Annotated in this window: 16 protein-coding genes; 13 read left to right on the top strand and 3 right to left on the bottom strand. The window is 65.3% G+C overall.

Features of this window, described 5'->3' with window-relative positions; translation table 11 throughout:
* Positions 1-88 precede the first annotated feature (88 nt).
* Complete coding sequence (locus LQG66_RS07575; RefSeq protein WP_231324979.1) at positions 89-1,471, top strand: Nramp family divalent metal transporter; 1,383 nt, start codon at positions 89-91, stop codon at positions 1,469-1,471.
* A gap of 89 nt (positions 1,472-1,560) precedes the next feature.
* Here LQG66_RS07575 and LQG66_RS07570 read toward each other — a convergent pair whose 3' ends face one another.
* From LQG66_RS07570 to hemB, 3 genes are all read right to left on the bottom strand, one after another.
* Positions 1,561-2,337 carry an arginyltransferase gene (locus LQG66_RS07570; protein WP_231324977.1) on the bottom strand — a complete coding sequence of 259 codons (777 nt, stop codon included), beginning with the start codon at positions 2,335-2,337 and terminating at the stop codon, positions 1,561-1,563.
* 88 nt (positions 2,338-2,425) lie between these two features.
* Positions 2,426-2,971, bottom strand: a complete 546-nt coding sequence (locus tag LQG66_RS07565; RefSeq protein WP_231324975.1) for an RDD family protein — start codon at positions 2,969-2,971, stop codon at positions 2,426-2,428.
* 182 nt (positions 2,972-3,153) lie between these two features.
* A complete protein-coding gene (hemB, locus tag LQG66_RS07560; RefSeq protein WP_231324973.1) occupies positions 3,154-4,215 on the bottom strand; it encodes a porphobilinogen synthase in 1,062 nt (353 codons plus the stop codon).
* Between the two features lie 207 nt (positions 4,216-4,422).
* On the opposite strand from hemB, the gene LQG66_RS07555 reads away from it, so the two are divergent.
* The 12 genes from LQG66_RS07555 to thiL all read left to right on the top strand — a co-directional run bounded on the left by LQG66_RS07555 (position 4,423) and on the right by thiL (position 13,163).
* Complete coding sequence (locus tag LQG66_RS07555) at positions 4,423-4,890, top strand: DUF6163 family protein (protein ID WP_231324971.1); 468 nt, start codon at positions 4,423-4,425, stop codon at positions 4,888-4,890.
* Between the two features lie 359 nt (positions 4,891-5,249).
* Positions 5,250-5,762, top strand: coding sequence for a transcriptional regulator LdtR (gene ldtR, locus LQG66_RS07550; RefSeq protein ID WP_006612768.1), 513 nt, complete (start codon positions 5,250-5,252; stop codon positions 5,760-5,762).
* Positions 5,763-5,957: 195 nt separating this feature from the next.
* Positions 5,958-6,173 carry a hypothetical protein gene (locus tag LQG66_RS07545; RefSeq protein WP_231324969.1) on the top strand — a complete coding sequence of 72 codons (216 nt, stop codon included), beginning with the start codon at positions 5,958-5,960 and terminating at the stop codon, positions 6,171-6,173.
* Between the two features lie 26 nt (positions 6,174-6,199).
* Complete coding sequence (locus LQG66_RS07540; protein ID WP_231324967.1) at positions 6,200-6,421, top strand: hypothetical protein; 222 nt, start codon at positions 6,200-6,202, stop codon at positions 6,419-6,421.
* Positions 6,422-6,451: 30 nt separating this feature from the next.
* Positions 6,452-7,006 (top strand): hypothetical protein, encoded by a 555-nt coding sequence (locus LQG66_RS07535; protein ID WP_231324965.1) that lies wholly within the window; start codon positions 6,452-6,454, stop codon positions 7,004-7,006.
* 187 nt (positions 7,007-7,193) lie between these two features.
* The gene (gene glyA, locus LQG66_RS07530) at positions 7,194-8,498 is read left to right on the top strand and encodes a serine hydroxymethyltransferase (RefSeq protein ID WP_231324963.1); all 1,305 of its coding nucleotides are present in this window, start codon (positions 7,194-7,196) and stop codon (positions 8,496-8,498) included.
* A gap of 14 nt (positions 8,499-8,512) precedes the next feature.
* Positions 8,513-8,998, top strand: coding sequence for a transcriptional regulator NrdR (nrdR, locus tag LQG66_RS07525; protein WP_006612773.1), 486 nt, complete (start codon positions 8,513-8,515; stop codon positions 8,996-8,998).
* Positions 8,995-10,146 carry a bifunctional diaminohydroxyphosphoribosylaminopyrimidine deaminase/5-amino-6-(5-phosphoribosylamino)uracil reductase RibD gene (ribD, locus tag LQG66_RS07520; RefSeq protein WP_231324961.1) on the top strand — a complete coding sequence of 384 codons (1,152 nt, stop codon included), beginning with the start codon at positions 8,995-8,997 and terminating at the stop codon, positions 10,144-10,146. Before nrdR ends, ribD begins: the two co-directional genes overlap by 4 nt.
* Complete coding sequence (locus tag LQG66_RS07515; protein WP_231324960.1) at positions 10,146-10,754, top strand: riboflavin synthase; 609 nt, start codon at positions 10,146-10,148, stop codon at positions 10,752-10,754. The genes ribD and LQG66_RS07515 overlap by 1 nt, the downstream gene beginning before the upstream one ends.
* Before the next feature lie 182 nt (positions 10,755-10,936).
* Positions 10,937-11,428 (top strand): 6,7-dimethyl-8-ribityllumazine synthase, encoded by a 492-nt coding sequence (gene ribH / locus LQG66_RS07510; RefSeq protein WP_231324958.1) that lies wholly within the window; start codon positions 10,937-10,939, stop codon positions 11,426-11,428.
* Between the two features lies 1 nt (position 11,429).
* Positions 11,430-11,939, top strand: a complete 510-nt coding sequence (gene nusB, locus LQG66_RS07505) for a transcription antitermination factor NusB (RefSeq protein WP_231324956.1) — start codon at positions 11,430-11,432, stop codon at positions 11,937-11,939.
* Between the two features lie 231 nt (positions 11,940-12,170).
* The gene (thiL, locus tag LQG66_RS07500) at positions 12,171-13,163 is read left to right on the top strand and encodes a thiamine-phosphate kinase (RefSeq protein WP_231324954.1); all 993 of its coding nucleotides are present in this window, start codon (positions 12,171-12,173) and stop codon (positions 13,161-13,163) included.
* Positions 13,164-13,289 lie beyond the last annotated feature (126 nt).

The raw sequence follows: 13,289 nt of genomic DNA, 5'->3' as shown, positions 1-13,289 counted from the left end.
ATTCCAGCGTCCGATGACGGACCGCCTCAAAATGGCCTGCAGTTGCAAATAAGTTGCATTAAAGGTGGGTTTCGTTCAGGATAGCACCATGGACGCAAAACCGTCAGATCTTTCGCAACTGCACGCCATGGTTCCGCCGAGCGACCGCCGGGTGCATGGTGGCTGGCGCGGCGAGCGCGGCGATCCGTCGCTCGGCAACATGTTCGCTTCGGTGCGAACCTCCGCCAAGGCCTCGCTCTGGCGAAAGCTGCTCGCCTTTCTCGGCCCGGGCTATCTCGTCGCGGTTGGCTACATGGACCCCGGCAATTGGGCGACCTCGCTCGCCGGCGGCTCCAAGTTCGGCTACGTGCTGCTCTCGGTCGCGCTGCTCTCCAACCTGATGGCGATCGTGCTGCAGTCGCTATGCACGCGGCTGGGCGTCGCCACCGGCCGCGACCTCGCCCAGGCGTGCCGCGATTCGACCCCGCGCTGGGTTTCGGTGCCGTTGTGGTTGTCGGCGGAGATCGCCATCACGGCCACCGATCTGGCCGAGGTGATCGGCACCGCAATCGGTCTCAGCCTCCTGTTCGGTCTGCCGCTGTCGATCGGCGTCTGCGTCACGGCGCTCGACGTCTTCCTGATCCTGGCCCTGCAGGCCTTCGGCTTCCGCTGGATCGAGGCGTTTGTGGTCGCGCTGCTCGGTATCATCGCACTTTGCTTCGCGATCCAAATTGCCATGGCGCAGCCGGACTGGGGCGAGGTGGTCAAGGGCTTCGTGCCGAGCGGCCAGCTGATCGCCAATCCCGAGATGCTCTATCTGGCGCTCGGCATTCTCGGCGCGACCGTGATGCCGCACAATCTCTATCTCCACTCCGGGCTGGTGCAGACCCGCGGCTATGGCGACAGCCCTGAGGACAAGCGCGAGGCCATCACGCTGTCCACGATCGATTCCACCATCGCGCTGTGTCTGGCGCTCACCATCAACGCTTCGATCCTGATCCTGGCGGCGGCGACGTTCCACAAGACCGGGCAACTCGACGTTGCCGAGCTCGATCAGGCGCATTCGTTCCTGGCGCCGCTCCTGGGATCGACGCTGGCGCCGACGCTGTTTGCGATCGCGCTTCTGTGCTGCGGTCTGAACTCCACGATCACCGCCACTTTGTCCGGGCAGATCGTGATGGAAGGATTTCTCCAGTGGCGGATCGCGCCCTGGCTGCGCCGCCTGATCACCCGCATGATCGCGATCGTGCCGGCCGTCGTCGTGACGATCTGGGCCGGCGAGAAGGCAACCGGCCAGCTTCTGATTCTCAGTCAGGTCGTGCTCAGCCTGCAGCTGCCCTTCGCGATCGTGCCGCTGGTCCTGATCACGGCCAGTCGCGCCAAGATGGGGCAGTTCGTGGCGCCGCGCTGGCTGACGGCGACTGCCGGCCTGATCGCGATCGCGATCATCGCGCTCAATGCCAAGCTGGTATGGGATCTCGCGACTGGATAAAGGCGAATAGCGAACAGGGAGTAGCGAATAGGGAATTTCGAAGTGCTCTATTCGCTACTGGCTACTGGCTACTGGCTACTCGCCGCTCCTTATTCCTGCGGCTCCGCGGCGGTTTGCCCCTCGGCATCCACCCGCAGCCACCCGGCGGCCGCGAGCCGCTGTTGCGGCAGATAGCGGCTCTTGTAGTCCATCTTTTTCGAGCCTTCGATCCAGTAGCCGAGATAGACGTAGGGCAGTCCCTGGCGCCGGGCACGGGCGAGATGATCGAGGATCATGAAGGTGCCGAGCGAGCGCGTGGTTTCGGCGGGGTCGAAGAAGGAATAGACCATCGACAGCCCGTCGCTGAGCACGTCCGTCAGGGCAACCGCGACCAGCTCGCCGCCACGGGCATTCGGCCCGTTGCTCAGGTTGCGGCGGCGATACTCGATGATTCGGGTCTCGACATGGCTGTCCTCGACCATCATGGCGTAGTCCAGTACCGTCATGTCGGCCATGCCGCCGTGACGGTGGCGGTGATCGAGATAGCCGCGGAAGATGGAGTACTGCTCGGAGGTCGGCACCGCGCTGCGCTGTTCACCGACCAGATCGGAGTTGCGCGCGAGCACCTTGCGGAAGTTGCGCGACGGCCTGAATTCGTTGGCGATCACGCGGACCGAAACGCAGGCGCGGCATTGGTCGCAGGCGGGGCGATAGGCGATCGACTGGCTGCGGCGGAAGCCGCCATGGGTCAGCAGGTCGTTGAGGTCTGTCGCCTTGTCGCCAACCAGATGCGTGAACACCTTGCGCTCCTGGCGCCCGGGCAGATACGGGCAGGGCGAGGGTGCGGTCAGGTAGAACTGGGGGGTGTCACGCGAGTGCTGGGTCAAGGAACGTCGTGAGCCTCCGAGGCGGTCATGAACAGAATTGCGCCCCGAAGGCGGCCGGTCAATCGCTTTTGATGTGCTGCCTGATGCATCACCACGTGCGGGCCGGTTCGACCAGCTGCGAGCGCACCGACGTGTTGATCACGACGGTTCCGAGCACGAAATCGTGCAGCAGCCGCCGGCGACCGTTGAACAGGCCGACCAGCAGGACGAAAGGCGACAGCACCGACACCGAGATCCAGAAGCAGACCGCATGCACGGCACCGAGCACAAAGTACGCCGGTGCGCCGTACCAGGTCCGTACCTCCAGATCCATCAGCCGCATGCCGATCGTGGCCGACTGCGGTCCGCCGATGGTCGCGCCATAATAGACGATCGCCCAGATCACCGACGCCGGTGAGACCAGCCAGAACAGCGCCCAGCCAAGGCCGAGCGTGATCAGGCCGAAGACGGCAATGAAGATCACGGCCAGGATTACCGGAACTGCGAGAATGAGCAGATCGATCAGAAACGCAATCATGCGCCGCATCAGCACGCCGCGAAACAGCTCCGGCTGCAGCTGGGGATCGTAGGCATGCGGTCGCAGCTCGGCCCCGCCGCTGGACCCGCCGCTATTGCCGGAGCCCGTATATGCCATGGATGTACCCTCCCGAATTCGCAATCAGGACATGGGAACCGCACCCGCGCTTGCAAGAGGATGCTTGCACCGCGCGCGGCAAATTTCCCGCGATTTGATGCGCGGAGGGGCCCTTTGGCGCAGACGCGCCAAGCCATGGCGCTGATCTGCGCCAACGGCCGTTGCGGCGATGGGACGTCGGTTCAGCCCCGACGGCGCAGCCGTTCGGCGGCCTGCGGCGCGAAATAGGTGAGAACGCCGTCGGCGCCGGCGCGCTTGAAGCCGAGCAGGCTCTCCATCATCGCCCGATCGCCGTCGATCCAGCCATTGTTGGCGGCCGCCGCGATCATCGCGTATTCGCCCGACACCTGGTAGGCGAATGTCGGCATGCCGAACGTGTCCTTCACGCGCCTGACGACGTCCAGATAGGGCATGCCCGGCTTGATCATCACCATGTCGGCGCCCTCGGCGATGTCGAGTTCGACCTCGCGCAGCGCCTCGTCCGAATTGGCGTTGTCCATCTGATAGGTGCGCTTGTCGCCGGTCAGCGTCTTGGCCGAGCCGATCGCGTCGCGGAACGGGCCGTAGAAGGCCGAGGCATATTTGGCCGCGTAGGCCATGATCTGGACGTCGAGGAACCCCGCCTCGTCCAGCGCCTGGCGGATGGCGCCGACCCGGCCGTCCATCATGTCGGAGGGCGCGATGATATCGCAGCCGGCTTCCGCCTGGACCAGGGCCTGGCGAACCAGAACCGCGACGGTCTCATCGTTGAGGATGCGGCCGTCCCGGATCAGGCCGTCGTGGCCGTGGCTCGTGAACGGATCGAGCGCGACATCGCAGAGCACGCCGATCTCCGGGAACTCCTTCTTGATCGCGCGCACGGCCCGGCAGACCAGATTGTCCGGGTTGCACGCCTCGGAGCCTTGTTCGTCGCGCAGCGACGGTTCGGTATAAGGGAATAATGCGATGCAGGGGATGTCGAGCTTGGCCGCACGTTCGGCATCGCGCACGATCTCGTCGACGCTGAGCCGTTCGACGCCCGGCATCGAGGCGACGGTGCTGCGGGTCCTGTCGCCTTCGACAACGAACAGGGGCCAAATCAGGTCATCGGTGGTAAGGACGTTCTCGCGCACCAGGCGGCGAGCCCATTCGGCCTTGCGGTTGCGGCGGGGCCGGACGGTAAGGTCGAGAGCTGGCGGCGTTCCCGTGGTCGTGCCGCGCGCGACATCGCGCATTTCGATCGGGCGGCCGAATTTGATCGCCATGGGGTGCTGGCTCCTTGAGCTGGCCGGCGAGCCGGAGGATTTGATTTGTTGTAATTCCAACAATCTGTAGCACTTTGGCCATGCGGCGTCACTTGACCTGACGCAAGCTGCCCAGTTGATTTCGCCGCGCCGCCCGGCCAAGAATCGCCATCCTCCTGGTCCTTGAGAAGCCTGCCATGATGACCTGTCCGATCCGCCTGAGCCGCCATGCCTGAAATCCCTTCGGCGCGAGATCTCGCGCGCGACAACGCCGCCATGTCGGTCGCGGCCCTGTCGGCGGAACGGCAGGAGAGCGACGAGAATGTCTGGACGCGGCGGCTTGTGCTGTTCCTGCGGGTCATGGCCATGCTGTCGATCGTCAAGGGGCTCTACCACTGGGCCCAGGTGACCGGCTTCATCGGCGGCGAGGATGATGCGTTCGAGAACCAGGCGATGGCCTGGCAGGCCGCCACGGTCTATTTCGCGGTGATCGAGCTCGTCGCGGCCGTGGGCCTGTGGCTGGCGACGCCGTGGGGCGCCGTGGTGTGGCTGACCACGGTGGTGTCGATGGCGGTGATCGAGCTGATGTTTCCCGGCATCTATGGCGGCAACCTGCTGGTGGTCGGGGGCGAGGCGATCATGCTGGCCGCATATCTCGTGCTGGCCTGGATGGCCGCGCGCGAGCGGCCACCGTAGGTGGTGGTGGGCATTCGTTGCTCGGCGTAAATCCTTTCAGCGCAATGCGGGTAATGTTTCGAACACCTTAAGAGCGCTCGCCACAGCTGTTACAGAGACCTTAGCAACTCGAGGGTCACGTGTTTTGGAATGCGACAGCGGGTGAAACAGAGCGGGAACATCGCCCTCCGACCGTCAACGGACTCTTGCAAAAGCCCCTGTAATTACAGGCTTAAAAGAGGATTCACTCTCCGCGATTCATTCTCTCTTTATGCTCTTATTTAAGGCGATCTTCAAAGCACGCCCCTTAAGCTCGTTTTATCAGACGAGACAAAAGTTTCGTCGAATAAGTCGACAAAAACGACGACAGGGGAAGTGTCATGATGAAAGCCGTTGCAACGGCCGTGGAGACTGCTGCGCCGGGCCAAGGCGGCACCGTGCAGTCACTCTATCTGGAAGCACTGACGCTGGTGGAGCGGCTGCATCGCCGCCTGCTCGACGTCATCAAGGACGAGTTCGATCGTCGCGGTCGTTCCGACATCAATTCGGTCCAGGCGCTGCTGCTCTATAACATCGGCGACAAGGAGCTGACCGCGGGCGAGCTGCGCACGCGCGGCTATTATCTCGGCTCCAACGTGTCCTACAACCTGAAGAAGCTGGTCGAGCTCGGCTTCCTCGACCACCAGCGCTCGCGTGTCGACCGCCGTTCGGTCCGCATCCGCCTGACGCCGCAGGGCCAGGAGATCCGCCGGATCGTCGACGCGCTGTATCAGAAGCACGTCAAGACCGTCGAGCAGGTCGGCGGCATTTCGAGCGAGGAGTTCTCGACCCTCAACAAGTCGCTGCATCGCCTCGAGCGGTTCTGGACCGACCAGATCCTGTATCGCCTCTGATGCGGTCTCAATCTTTCGGCTGAACCGGCCTCCGACTCTCGGAGCAAGACCGGTGAGCTGCCCATCGTCTGAGTTCGACCTTGCGCCGGCCCCCTTCGGGTCGGCGCCGTTCTTTGTTTCGCGCCCGCAAAACCATTCGCTCCGAATTGGAACCAAATCACGCCTCTGAGGCTTATCCCCGCCGGAGGTCGGATCATGCTGCACGACCGCGGAATGCAGGTCCTGAACGTGGAGATGGTCGGCGATGCCTATGCCATCGCCGCCGACTATCTGCGCCGCTCGGGCGCGATGCCTGACGCCGTCACGCCGAACGACAGGCTCGTCGACATCATCGTGCAGCTGGTTCACCGCGGAGAATTCAACAAGCTCAGGCTGGCCAACAAAGCGATTTCGATATTCGAATCTGTCTGACGGCCTGACGTTCAAGAGGGGATGACATGGAAGCCGCAATCGATCGTATCATGCACACCTACGACCTGCTTGCGAACCGCTCCGCTGCCGCGAGCGAGGAGGCGCGCCGGAAGGTGAGCGCCTACATTCACACGCTGTTTGAAGCGGGCGAGCGTGATCCGCATCGCCTGACGGTGTGCGGCCTGACCTATCTGCGCCAGCTCGATGGCCGCGTAGATCCGGTGAAGGCGGGCTACACCGGCTTGTGAGATCGGCGCGAGATTTTTCGCGCTGTGCGCTTGCCGCCCGATCCAGACAACCTGTATGAGACCGCCCGGTTTCATGCAGGTTTTCTTTTTGGGGCGATATCAATGCATCCGGCGTCTCGATTCATCGTTACAGCGGTGACCTTGGTTTTCGTCTGCGCACAGTCGAGCCGGTCCACGAGCACAGCCGAGACGGCTGCTTCCCCGAAAGTACCGAGAGGCCGCGAGGCCTTGGCCCGAATTGGGGCCTGCGCAGAGACGACGATCACGAAAATCGCCGATGCGTCCGAGAAGCCGTTGTCACCTTCTCCGTTCAAGCTCGGTGAAAAGCTCGACGAGGACGGCCTGCCTGTCATGGATCAGGGGACCTACGTTCAGTATCAAAACGGCGCCGAGCAGATCGATGCGGAGTGGAACGCCGGTGCGGCCCATTCCAAACTGGGCGATGCCGTGCGGCTTTGCACCGTCTGGAAGCCGAAGAAATGCCCGCCGGGCGATGACCGGGGACGGATTTACAAGGCGACCAATCTTCGGACCAAGGAAACGTGGCAGATGTCGGAGAGCTGGCACACCTGCGGCGGGGCTTGAAGACAGGGGCTTGCTCCGGCGGCCGTCCACCATATCTGGCGCAAATATTTGGTTTGACCCGCAACCGCTTGACCTGTCCCTTGGCCTGCCGCCGCCCGTATGGTAAGGGCAGGGGTCTTTTCCGACCGCCTTCACTGAACCGACCGCAAGCCGCTTAAGGCTTTGCGGACGTGGAGATATTCCGCCGATGACCGCTTCCAGTGCCAAGCCCGCCTCGTCAGTCGATTCCTTCTTTTCCGCCACCCTGGCCGAGGCCGATCCCGAAATCGCCGCCGCCATCAAGGGTGAGCTCGGTCGGCAACGGCACGAAATCGAGCTGATCGCCTCGGAGAACATCGTCAGCCGGGCCGTGCTGGAGGCCCAGGGCTCGGTGATGACCAACAAATACGCCGAGGGCTATCCGGGCGCGCGCTATTACGGCGGCTGCGAGTGGGTCGACGTCGCCGAGAACCTCGCGATCGACCGCGCCAAGAAGCTGTTCGGCGCCAATTTCGCCAACGTCCAGCCGAACTCGGGCAGCCAGATGAACCAGGCCGTGTTCCTGGCGCTGCTGCAGCCGGGCGACACCTTCATGGGCCTCGATCTCGCCGCGGGCGGCCATCTGACCCATGGCTCGCCGGTCAACATGTCCGGCAAGTGGTTCAAGGCCTCGCACTACACGGTGCGGCGCGAGGACCAGCTGATCGACATGGATGCGGTCGCCAGCCAGGCAGAGCAGGTGAAGCCCAAGCTGATCATCGCCGGCGGCAGCGCCTATTCGCGCCCTTGGGACTTCAAGCGCTTCCGTGAGATCGCCGACCACGTTGGCGCTTACTTCCTGGTCGACATGGCGCATTTCGCCGGCCTCGTCGCAGGCGGCGTCCATGCCTCGCCGCTGCCTCATGCCCACGTCGTCACCACCACGACGCACAAGTCGCTGCGCGGCCCGCGCGGCGGCCTGATTCTGTGGAACGACGAGCAGTTCACCAAGAAGCTGAACTCGGCGATCTTCCCGGGCCTGCAGGGCGGCCCGCTGATGCACGTGATCGCGGCCAAGGCGGTCGCCTTTGCCGAGGCGCTGCGGCCGGAGTTCAAGACTTACGCGAAGAACATCGTCGAGAACGCGAAGGCGCTGGCGGAATCGCTGCGTGCCCAAGGCTTCGACATCGTCTCCGGCGGCACCGACAACCATTTGATGCTGGTTGACCTCAGGCCCAAGGCGCTGAAGGGCAACGTCTCGGAGAAGGCGCTGGTCCGCGCCGGCATCACCTGCAACAAGAACGGCATTCCGTTCGACCCCGAGAAGCCGTTCGTCACCTCGGGCCTGCGGCTCGGCACGCCGGCGGCGACGACCCGCGGCTTTGGCGTCGCCGAATTCCAGCAGGTCGGCGGCCTGATCGCCGAGGTGCTGAACGCGATCGCCCAGGCGCCGGACGGCAGCGCGCCGCTGGTCGAAGCCGCGGTGAAGGAGAAGGTGAAGGCGCTGACCGACCGGTTCCCGATCTATCAGTAAGGCTTGAAGCCACAATGCGCTGCCCGAGTTGCAACAGCCTCGATACGCAGGTGAAGGACTCCCGCCCCACCGAGGATTCCTCGGTGATCCGGCGGCGGCGGGTCTGCGTCACCTGCAATTTCCGCTTCACGACCTTCGAGCGGGTGCAGCTGCGCGAACTGACCGTCATCAAGCGCAACGGCCGCCGCGTGCCGTTCGATCGCGACAAGCTGATGCGCTCGGTGCAGATCTCGCTGCGCAAGCGCTCGGTCGATCCGGAGCGGGTCGAGAAGATGGTCTCGGCGATCGTGCGCGAGCTCGAGAGCGGCGGCGAGTCGGAGGTGTCCTCGGAGGCGATCGGCGAGATCGTGATGGAGCATCTGCGCGATCTCGATGACGTCGCCTATGTCCGCTTCGCCTCGGTCTACCGCAATTTCCGCGAGGCCAAGGATTTCGAGGCCGTGCTCGGCGAGCTCTCGGCCGAGGACGAGGCGCCGCGGCTGGCGCCGGTCCGCAAATGATCTTCCGGATCCTGGTCGATCAGGTCGGCGAAAAGCTGAAGGCACAGAAGGACGCCGATCGCCGCTTCATGCAGCTGGCGCTGACGCTCGGTCGGCGCGGGCAGGGCAGGACCTGGCCCAATCCCGCCGTCGGCGCCGTGGTGGTCAAGGACGGCATCATCGTCGGCCGCGGCTGGACCCAGCCGGGTGGCCGCCCGCATGCCGAGCCGGAGGCGCTCAGGCGTGCCGGCGCGGCCGCGAAGGGCGCGACCCTCTACGTGACGCTCGAGCCGTGCTCGCATTTCGGCAAGTCGCCGCCCTGCGTGGATGCGGTCATCGCAGCCGGCATCAGCCGTGTCGTCTCGGCCATCGAGGATCCCAATCCGGAAGTCGCAGGGCAGGGGCATGCCAGGCTCCGTGCCGCCGGAATTCAGGTCGAGGTCGGCCTGTGCTCCGCCGACGCCGCCCGCGATCATGCCGGCCATTTCCGCCGCATCCGTGACGGCCGGCCGCATGTGATCCTGAAGCTCGCGGTCTCGGCCGATGACAAGATCGCAGCCGCCGGCAGCAAGCCGGTCACGATCACGGGCGAGGCGGCGCGGACGCGCGTGCATCTGTTGCGTGCCCAGAGCGATGCGATCCTGATCGGGGTCCGCACGGCGATTGCTGACGATCCGCTGCTGACCTGCCGGCTGCCGGGCATGGCGGCGCGCTCGCCGGTCCGCGTCGTGCTGGACCCGATTCTGCGGCTGCCGGCAGCCAGTCGTCTGGTGCAGACGGCGCGCACCACGCCGCTCTGGCTCGTCGGGTCGGAGATCGCAGAGCCGGCGGCCGCCACCAGATTCGGGGCGGTCGGCGCGCAGGTGATCCGGGTGCCGCCGCAGGCAGCTCCGTCGGCGCTGGAGCCGCCTGCGGTGCTGCGCGCGCTGGCGGAGCGCGGCATCACCCGCTTGATGATCGAGGGCGGCAGCCGCGTCGCATCATCTTTCATGGCAAGCGGCCTGGTCGATGAAATCTGGCTCCTGCGCGGACCAGGCGAAATCGGAGCCGATGGGATCGCTGCGCTGGACGCATTGCCGTTGACCGCAATCACGCAGTCGCCGGCCTATCGCGTTCGTGCTAGCGAGGCGCTCGATCACGATACCCTTACGATTTACGAGCGCGTGTAATGTTTACCGGCATCGTCACAGACATCGGCGAGATCGTCAGCCTGACGCCGCGGACCGAAGGCAAGCTGCACCGCCTGCGCATCGCCTGCAGCTATGACCAGGCCACGATCGCGGATGGCGCTTCGATCGCCAACAACGGCGTCTGCCTCACTGTTGTGCAGTCCGGCACGGCCGACGGGAAAACCTGGTTCGAGGTCGATGCTGCGGCAGAGACACTGGCGCTGACGACCGCAAAGCACTGGCGGGTCGGCACGCAGCTGAATCTGGAGCGGGCGCTGAAGATCGGCGACGAGCTCGGCGGCCACATCGTCGCGGGCCATGTCGACGGCATCGCGACCATTGTCAGCCGCGACGACCTGCCGGACATGGCGCGCTTCGTGCTGAAGACGACGCGGGAGCTCGCGCGCTTCATCGCCACCAAGGGCTCGGTGACGCTCGATGGCGTCTCGCTCACCGTCAACACCGTGGACGAACTGACCTTCTCGGTGCTCATCATTCCGCATACGCTGTCGGTCACCACGCTGTCGTCCTGGCAGGCCGGCAGCGAGGTGAATATCGAGGTCGACCTGATGGCACGCTACGCCGCGCGCCTCACTGAACTGAAGTAACGTCCCCAGCAGGGGCCTTACAGTCTTGGCTTTGCGGGCTGTCGCGCCTACAAGGCGAGCCCTCAAGGCGAGGCGGCGCACAGCACCGTCTCGAACATGAGACCGATTTCATCTCACCCTTCGAGACGTGGCCAGAGGGCCGCTCCCCAGGGTGTGGCACCTGTGACAATGGAAGCAGAACCATGGCAGACGCACGGCGCGCGCCGCTCAAAGACCAGACCGACATCTCCGGAGCTCGGGCGCTGATCGTCGAAGCCCGCTTCTACGACGACCTCCAGGACGCGATGCTCGAAGGCGCCGTCGCCGAGCTGAAGGCCGCCGGTGTGACCTATGACGTGCTCACCGTCACCGGCTCTCTGGAAATTCCCGCGACCATCGCCATTGCGCTCGATGCCGCCGCTGATAACGGCAAGCCCTACGATGCGGCGATCGCGCTCGGCTGCGTGATCCGCGGCGACACCATCCATTTCGAGATCGTCTCCCACGAGTCCTCGCGGGCGCTGATGGACCTGTCGGTGGCGCGCGGCCTGCCGCTCGGCAACGGCATCCTGACGGTCAACAACGAGGACCAGGCCTGGGCGCGGGCGCGCGTTTCCGAGATGAACAAGGGCGGCGATGCCGCGCGGGCCGCGCTCGCCGTGCTGCGCATCAAACGCCGTCTGGCGCGAGGCTGACATGGCCGACAGCAGCAACAAGCCCGCCAAGGGACCGGTCAGAGCGAACGACCGGAAGGCCAACCGCCGTGGCGCCGCGCGGCTCGCCGCCGTGCAGGCGCTCTACCAGATGGACATTGCCGGCGCCGGCATCAACGACGTCCTGGCCGAGTTCGAGAGCCATTGGCTCGGCAACGAGGTCGAGGGCGAGCAATACCTGCCGGCAGAGGCCGCCTTCTTCCGCGACATCGTCTCCGGCGTGGTGCGCGACCAGACCAGGATCGATCCGGTGCTGGACACGGCGCTGGAGCGCGGCTGGCCGCTGAAGCGGATCGAGGCGATCCTGCGTGCGGTGCTGCGCGCCGGCGCCTACGAGCTGGAACGGCGCAAGGACATTCCGGCCCGCGTCGTGGTGTCCGAATATGTCGACATCGCCCATGCCTTCGTCGAGCGCGACGAGACGGGCATGGTGAATGCGGTGCTGGAACAGCTTGCGCGGCAGTACCGCGCCGACGAGATGGGACAGAAGTAGGGCAATGCGTCGGACCGGACGATCTGCCTGGCACATCGGTTCGGATCGGATGGTCGCTCGTTTGCCCCGCTGTCATGCCCCGCCACCGGGTCTCGCCTTGGGCGAGCCCGATGACAGGCCCCAGCGGGGCATCCAGTACGCCGCGGCCTCTCGGAGTTTCACTGACGTCTCTGGAATACTGGATCACCCGCCTTCGCGGGTGATGACGGCGGAGGGTGGGAGAGCCCGCCAATGACCCCCAATCCCTCCGGTGAAGACTCCCTGATCGCCCGCTACTTCAAGCCGCTGGCGACCGATCCCGGGGCCTTCGGTCTCGTCGATGACGCCGCAATCATTCCGGCCGACGGCGACGACATCGTCGTCAAGACCGATGCGATCGTCGAAGGCGTCCACTATTTGCCGGATGACCCGCCCGACACCATCGCGCGCAAGGCGCTGCGGGTGAACCTGTCCGACCTCGCCGCCAAGGGCGCCGTGCCCGCCGGCTTCGTCCTGACACTTGCGCTGCGGCAGGCGGATGACGCCTGGCTGTCCGCCTTCGCGCGCGGCCTCGGCGAGGACGCGGCCGCGTTCGGCTGCCCGCTGCTCGGCGGCGACACCGTGTCGACGCCCGGACCGGTGATGGTCTCGATCACGGCCTGGGGCCGCGTGCCGCGGGGGCGGATGGTGCACCGCTTCGGAGCGCACCCCGGCGACCGGGTCATGGTCAGCGGAACGATCGGGGACGCGGCGCTCGGCCTAGGCGTCCTCGCCGGCCGCGCAGAGGCCGCAGCGCTCGCCGACGATCCCGCCGCGCGGGATATGCTGATCGGCCGCTATCGCGTGCCGCAGCCACGCAATGCCCTGGCGGCGGCGGTGAGAGACTTCGCGACCGCATCCATGGACGTTTCGGATGGGCTCGCGGGCGACCTTTCCAAGCTGTGCGTCGCGTCTGGCGTGAGCGCCGACATCGCGCTGCCACACATTCCGCGATCGCCGGCAGCGGCCAAGCTGCTCGCTCTCGGGGCCGCGCAGTTGGAAAGCATGATCTCCGGCGGCGACGACTACGAAATCCTCTGCACTGTTCCCGCAGCGCAATGCGCAGCGTTCCGCGCCGCCGCCGAGAGGGCGGGCGTTGCCGTCACCGACATCGGCGCCATCGTCGAAGGGGCGGACGTCCCGCGCTTCCTGGACGGGCAGGGCCGTCCCATCACGCTGACGCGCATGTCGTTTAGTCACTTCTGACTCGTTTAGTCACTTCTGACACCCATTTGCAGCGCACAATGCGACCAAAGAAGCGTCCGAATTTGGAGCGGTTCAGGCGTCGCGGCGTTGCGTCAACATGGCGATTTTGGCAAGGTCCATGACGTT

The sequence above is a fragment of the Bradyrhizobium ontarionense genome, assembly GCF_021088345.1.
Taxonomy (GTDB): Bacteria; Pseudomonadota; Alphaproteobacteria; order Rhizobiales; family Xanthobacteraceae; genus Bradyrhizobium; species Bradyrhizobium ontarionense.
The sequence above is the reverse complement of the archived record's forward strand: the minus strand, read 5'-3'. Positions and strand labels throughout refer to the sequence as shown.

What these genes read in the sequence shown, in the direction of transcription:
- LQG66_RS07555 (WP_231324971.1), top strand. Translation starts at nt 4,423, where the DNA reads ATGCCTGAAATCCCTTCGGCGCGAGATCTCGCGCGCGACAACGCCGCC.
- ribH (WP_231324958.1), top strand. Translation starts at nt 10,937, where the DNA reads ATGGCAGACGCACGGCGCGCGCCGCTCAAAGACCAGACCGACATCTCC.
- ldtR (WP_006612768.1), top strand. Translation starts at nt 5,250, where the DNA reads ATGATGAAAGCCGTTGCAACGGCCGTGGAGACTGCTGCGCCGGGCCAA.
- LQG66_RS07540 (WP_231324967.1), top strand. Translation starts at nt 6,200, where the DNA reads ATGGAAGCCGCAATCGATCGTATCATGCACACCTACGACCTGCTTGCG.
- LQG66_RS07515 (WP_231324960.1), top strand. Translation starts at nt 10,146, where the DNA reads ATGTTTACCGGCATCGTCACAGACATCGGCGAGATCGTCAGCCTGACG.
- LQG66_RS07565 (WP_231324975.1), bottom strand. Translation starts at nt 2,971, where the DNA reads ATGGCATATACGGGCTCCGGCAATAGCGGCGGGTCCAGCGGCGGGGCC.
- LQG66_RS07575 (WP_231324979.1), top strand. Translation starts at nt 89, where the DNA reads ATGGACGCAAAACCGTCAGATCTTTCGCAACTGCACGCCATGGTTCCG.
- nusB (WP_231324956.1), top strand. Translation starts at nt 11,430, where the DNA reads ATGGCCGACAGCAGCAACAAGCCCGCCAAGGGACCGGTCAGAGCGAAC.
- hemB (WP_231324973.1), bottom strand. Translation starts at nt 4,215, where the DNA reads ATGGCGATCAAATTCGGCCGCCCGATCGAAATGCGCGATGTCGCGCGC.
- nrdR (WP_006612773.1), top strand. Translation starts at nt 8,513, where the DNA reads ATGCGCTGCCCGAGTTGCAACAGCCTCGATACGCAGGTGAAGGACTCC.
- LQG66_RS07545 (WP_231324969.1), top strand. Translation starts at nt 5,958, where the DNA reads ATGCTGCACGACCGCGGAATGCAGGTCCTGAACGTGGAGATGGTCGGC.
- ribD (WP_231324961.1), top strand. Translation starts at nt 8,995, where the DNA reads ATGATCTTCCGGATCCTGGTCGATCAGGTCGGCGAAAAGCTGAAGGCA.
- thiL (WP_231324954.1), top strand. Translation starts at nt 12,171, where the DNA reads ATGACCCCCAATCCCTCCGGTGAAGACTCCCTGATCGCCCGCTACTTC.
- glyA (WP_231324963.1), top strand. Translation starts at nt 7,194, where the DNA reads ATGACCGCTTCCAGTGCCAAGCCCGCCTCGTCAGTCGATTCCTTCTTT.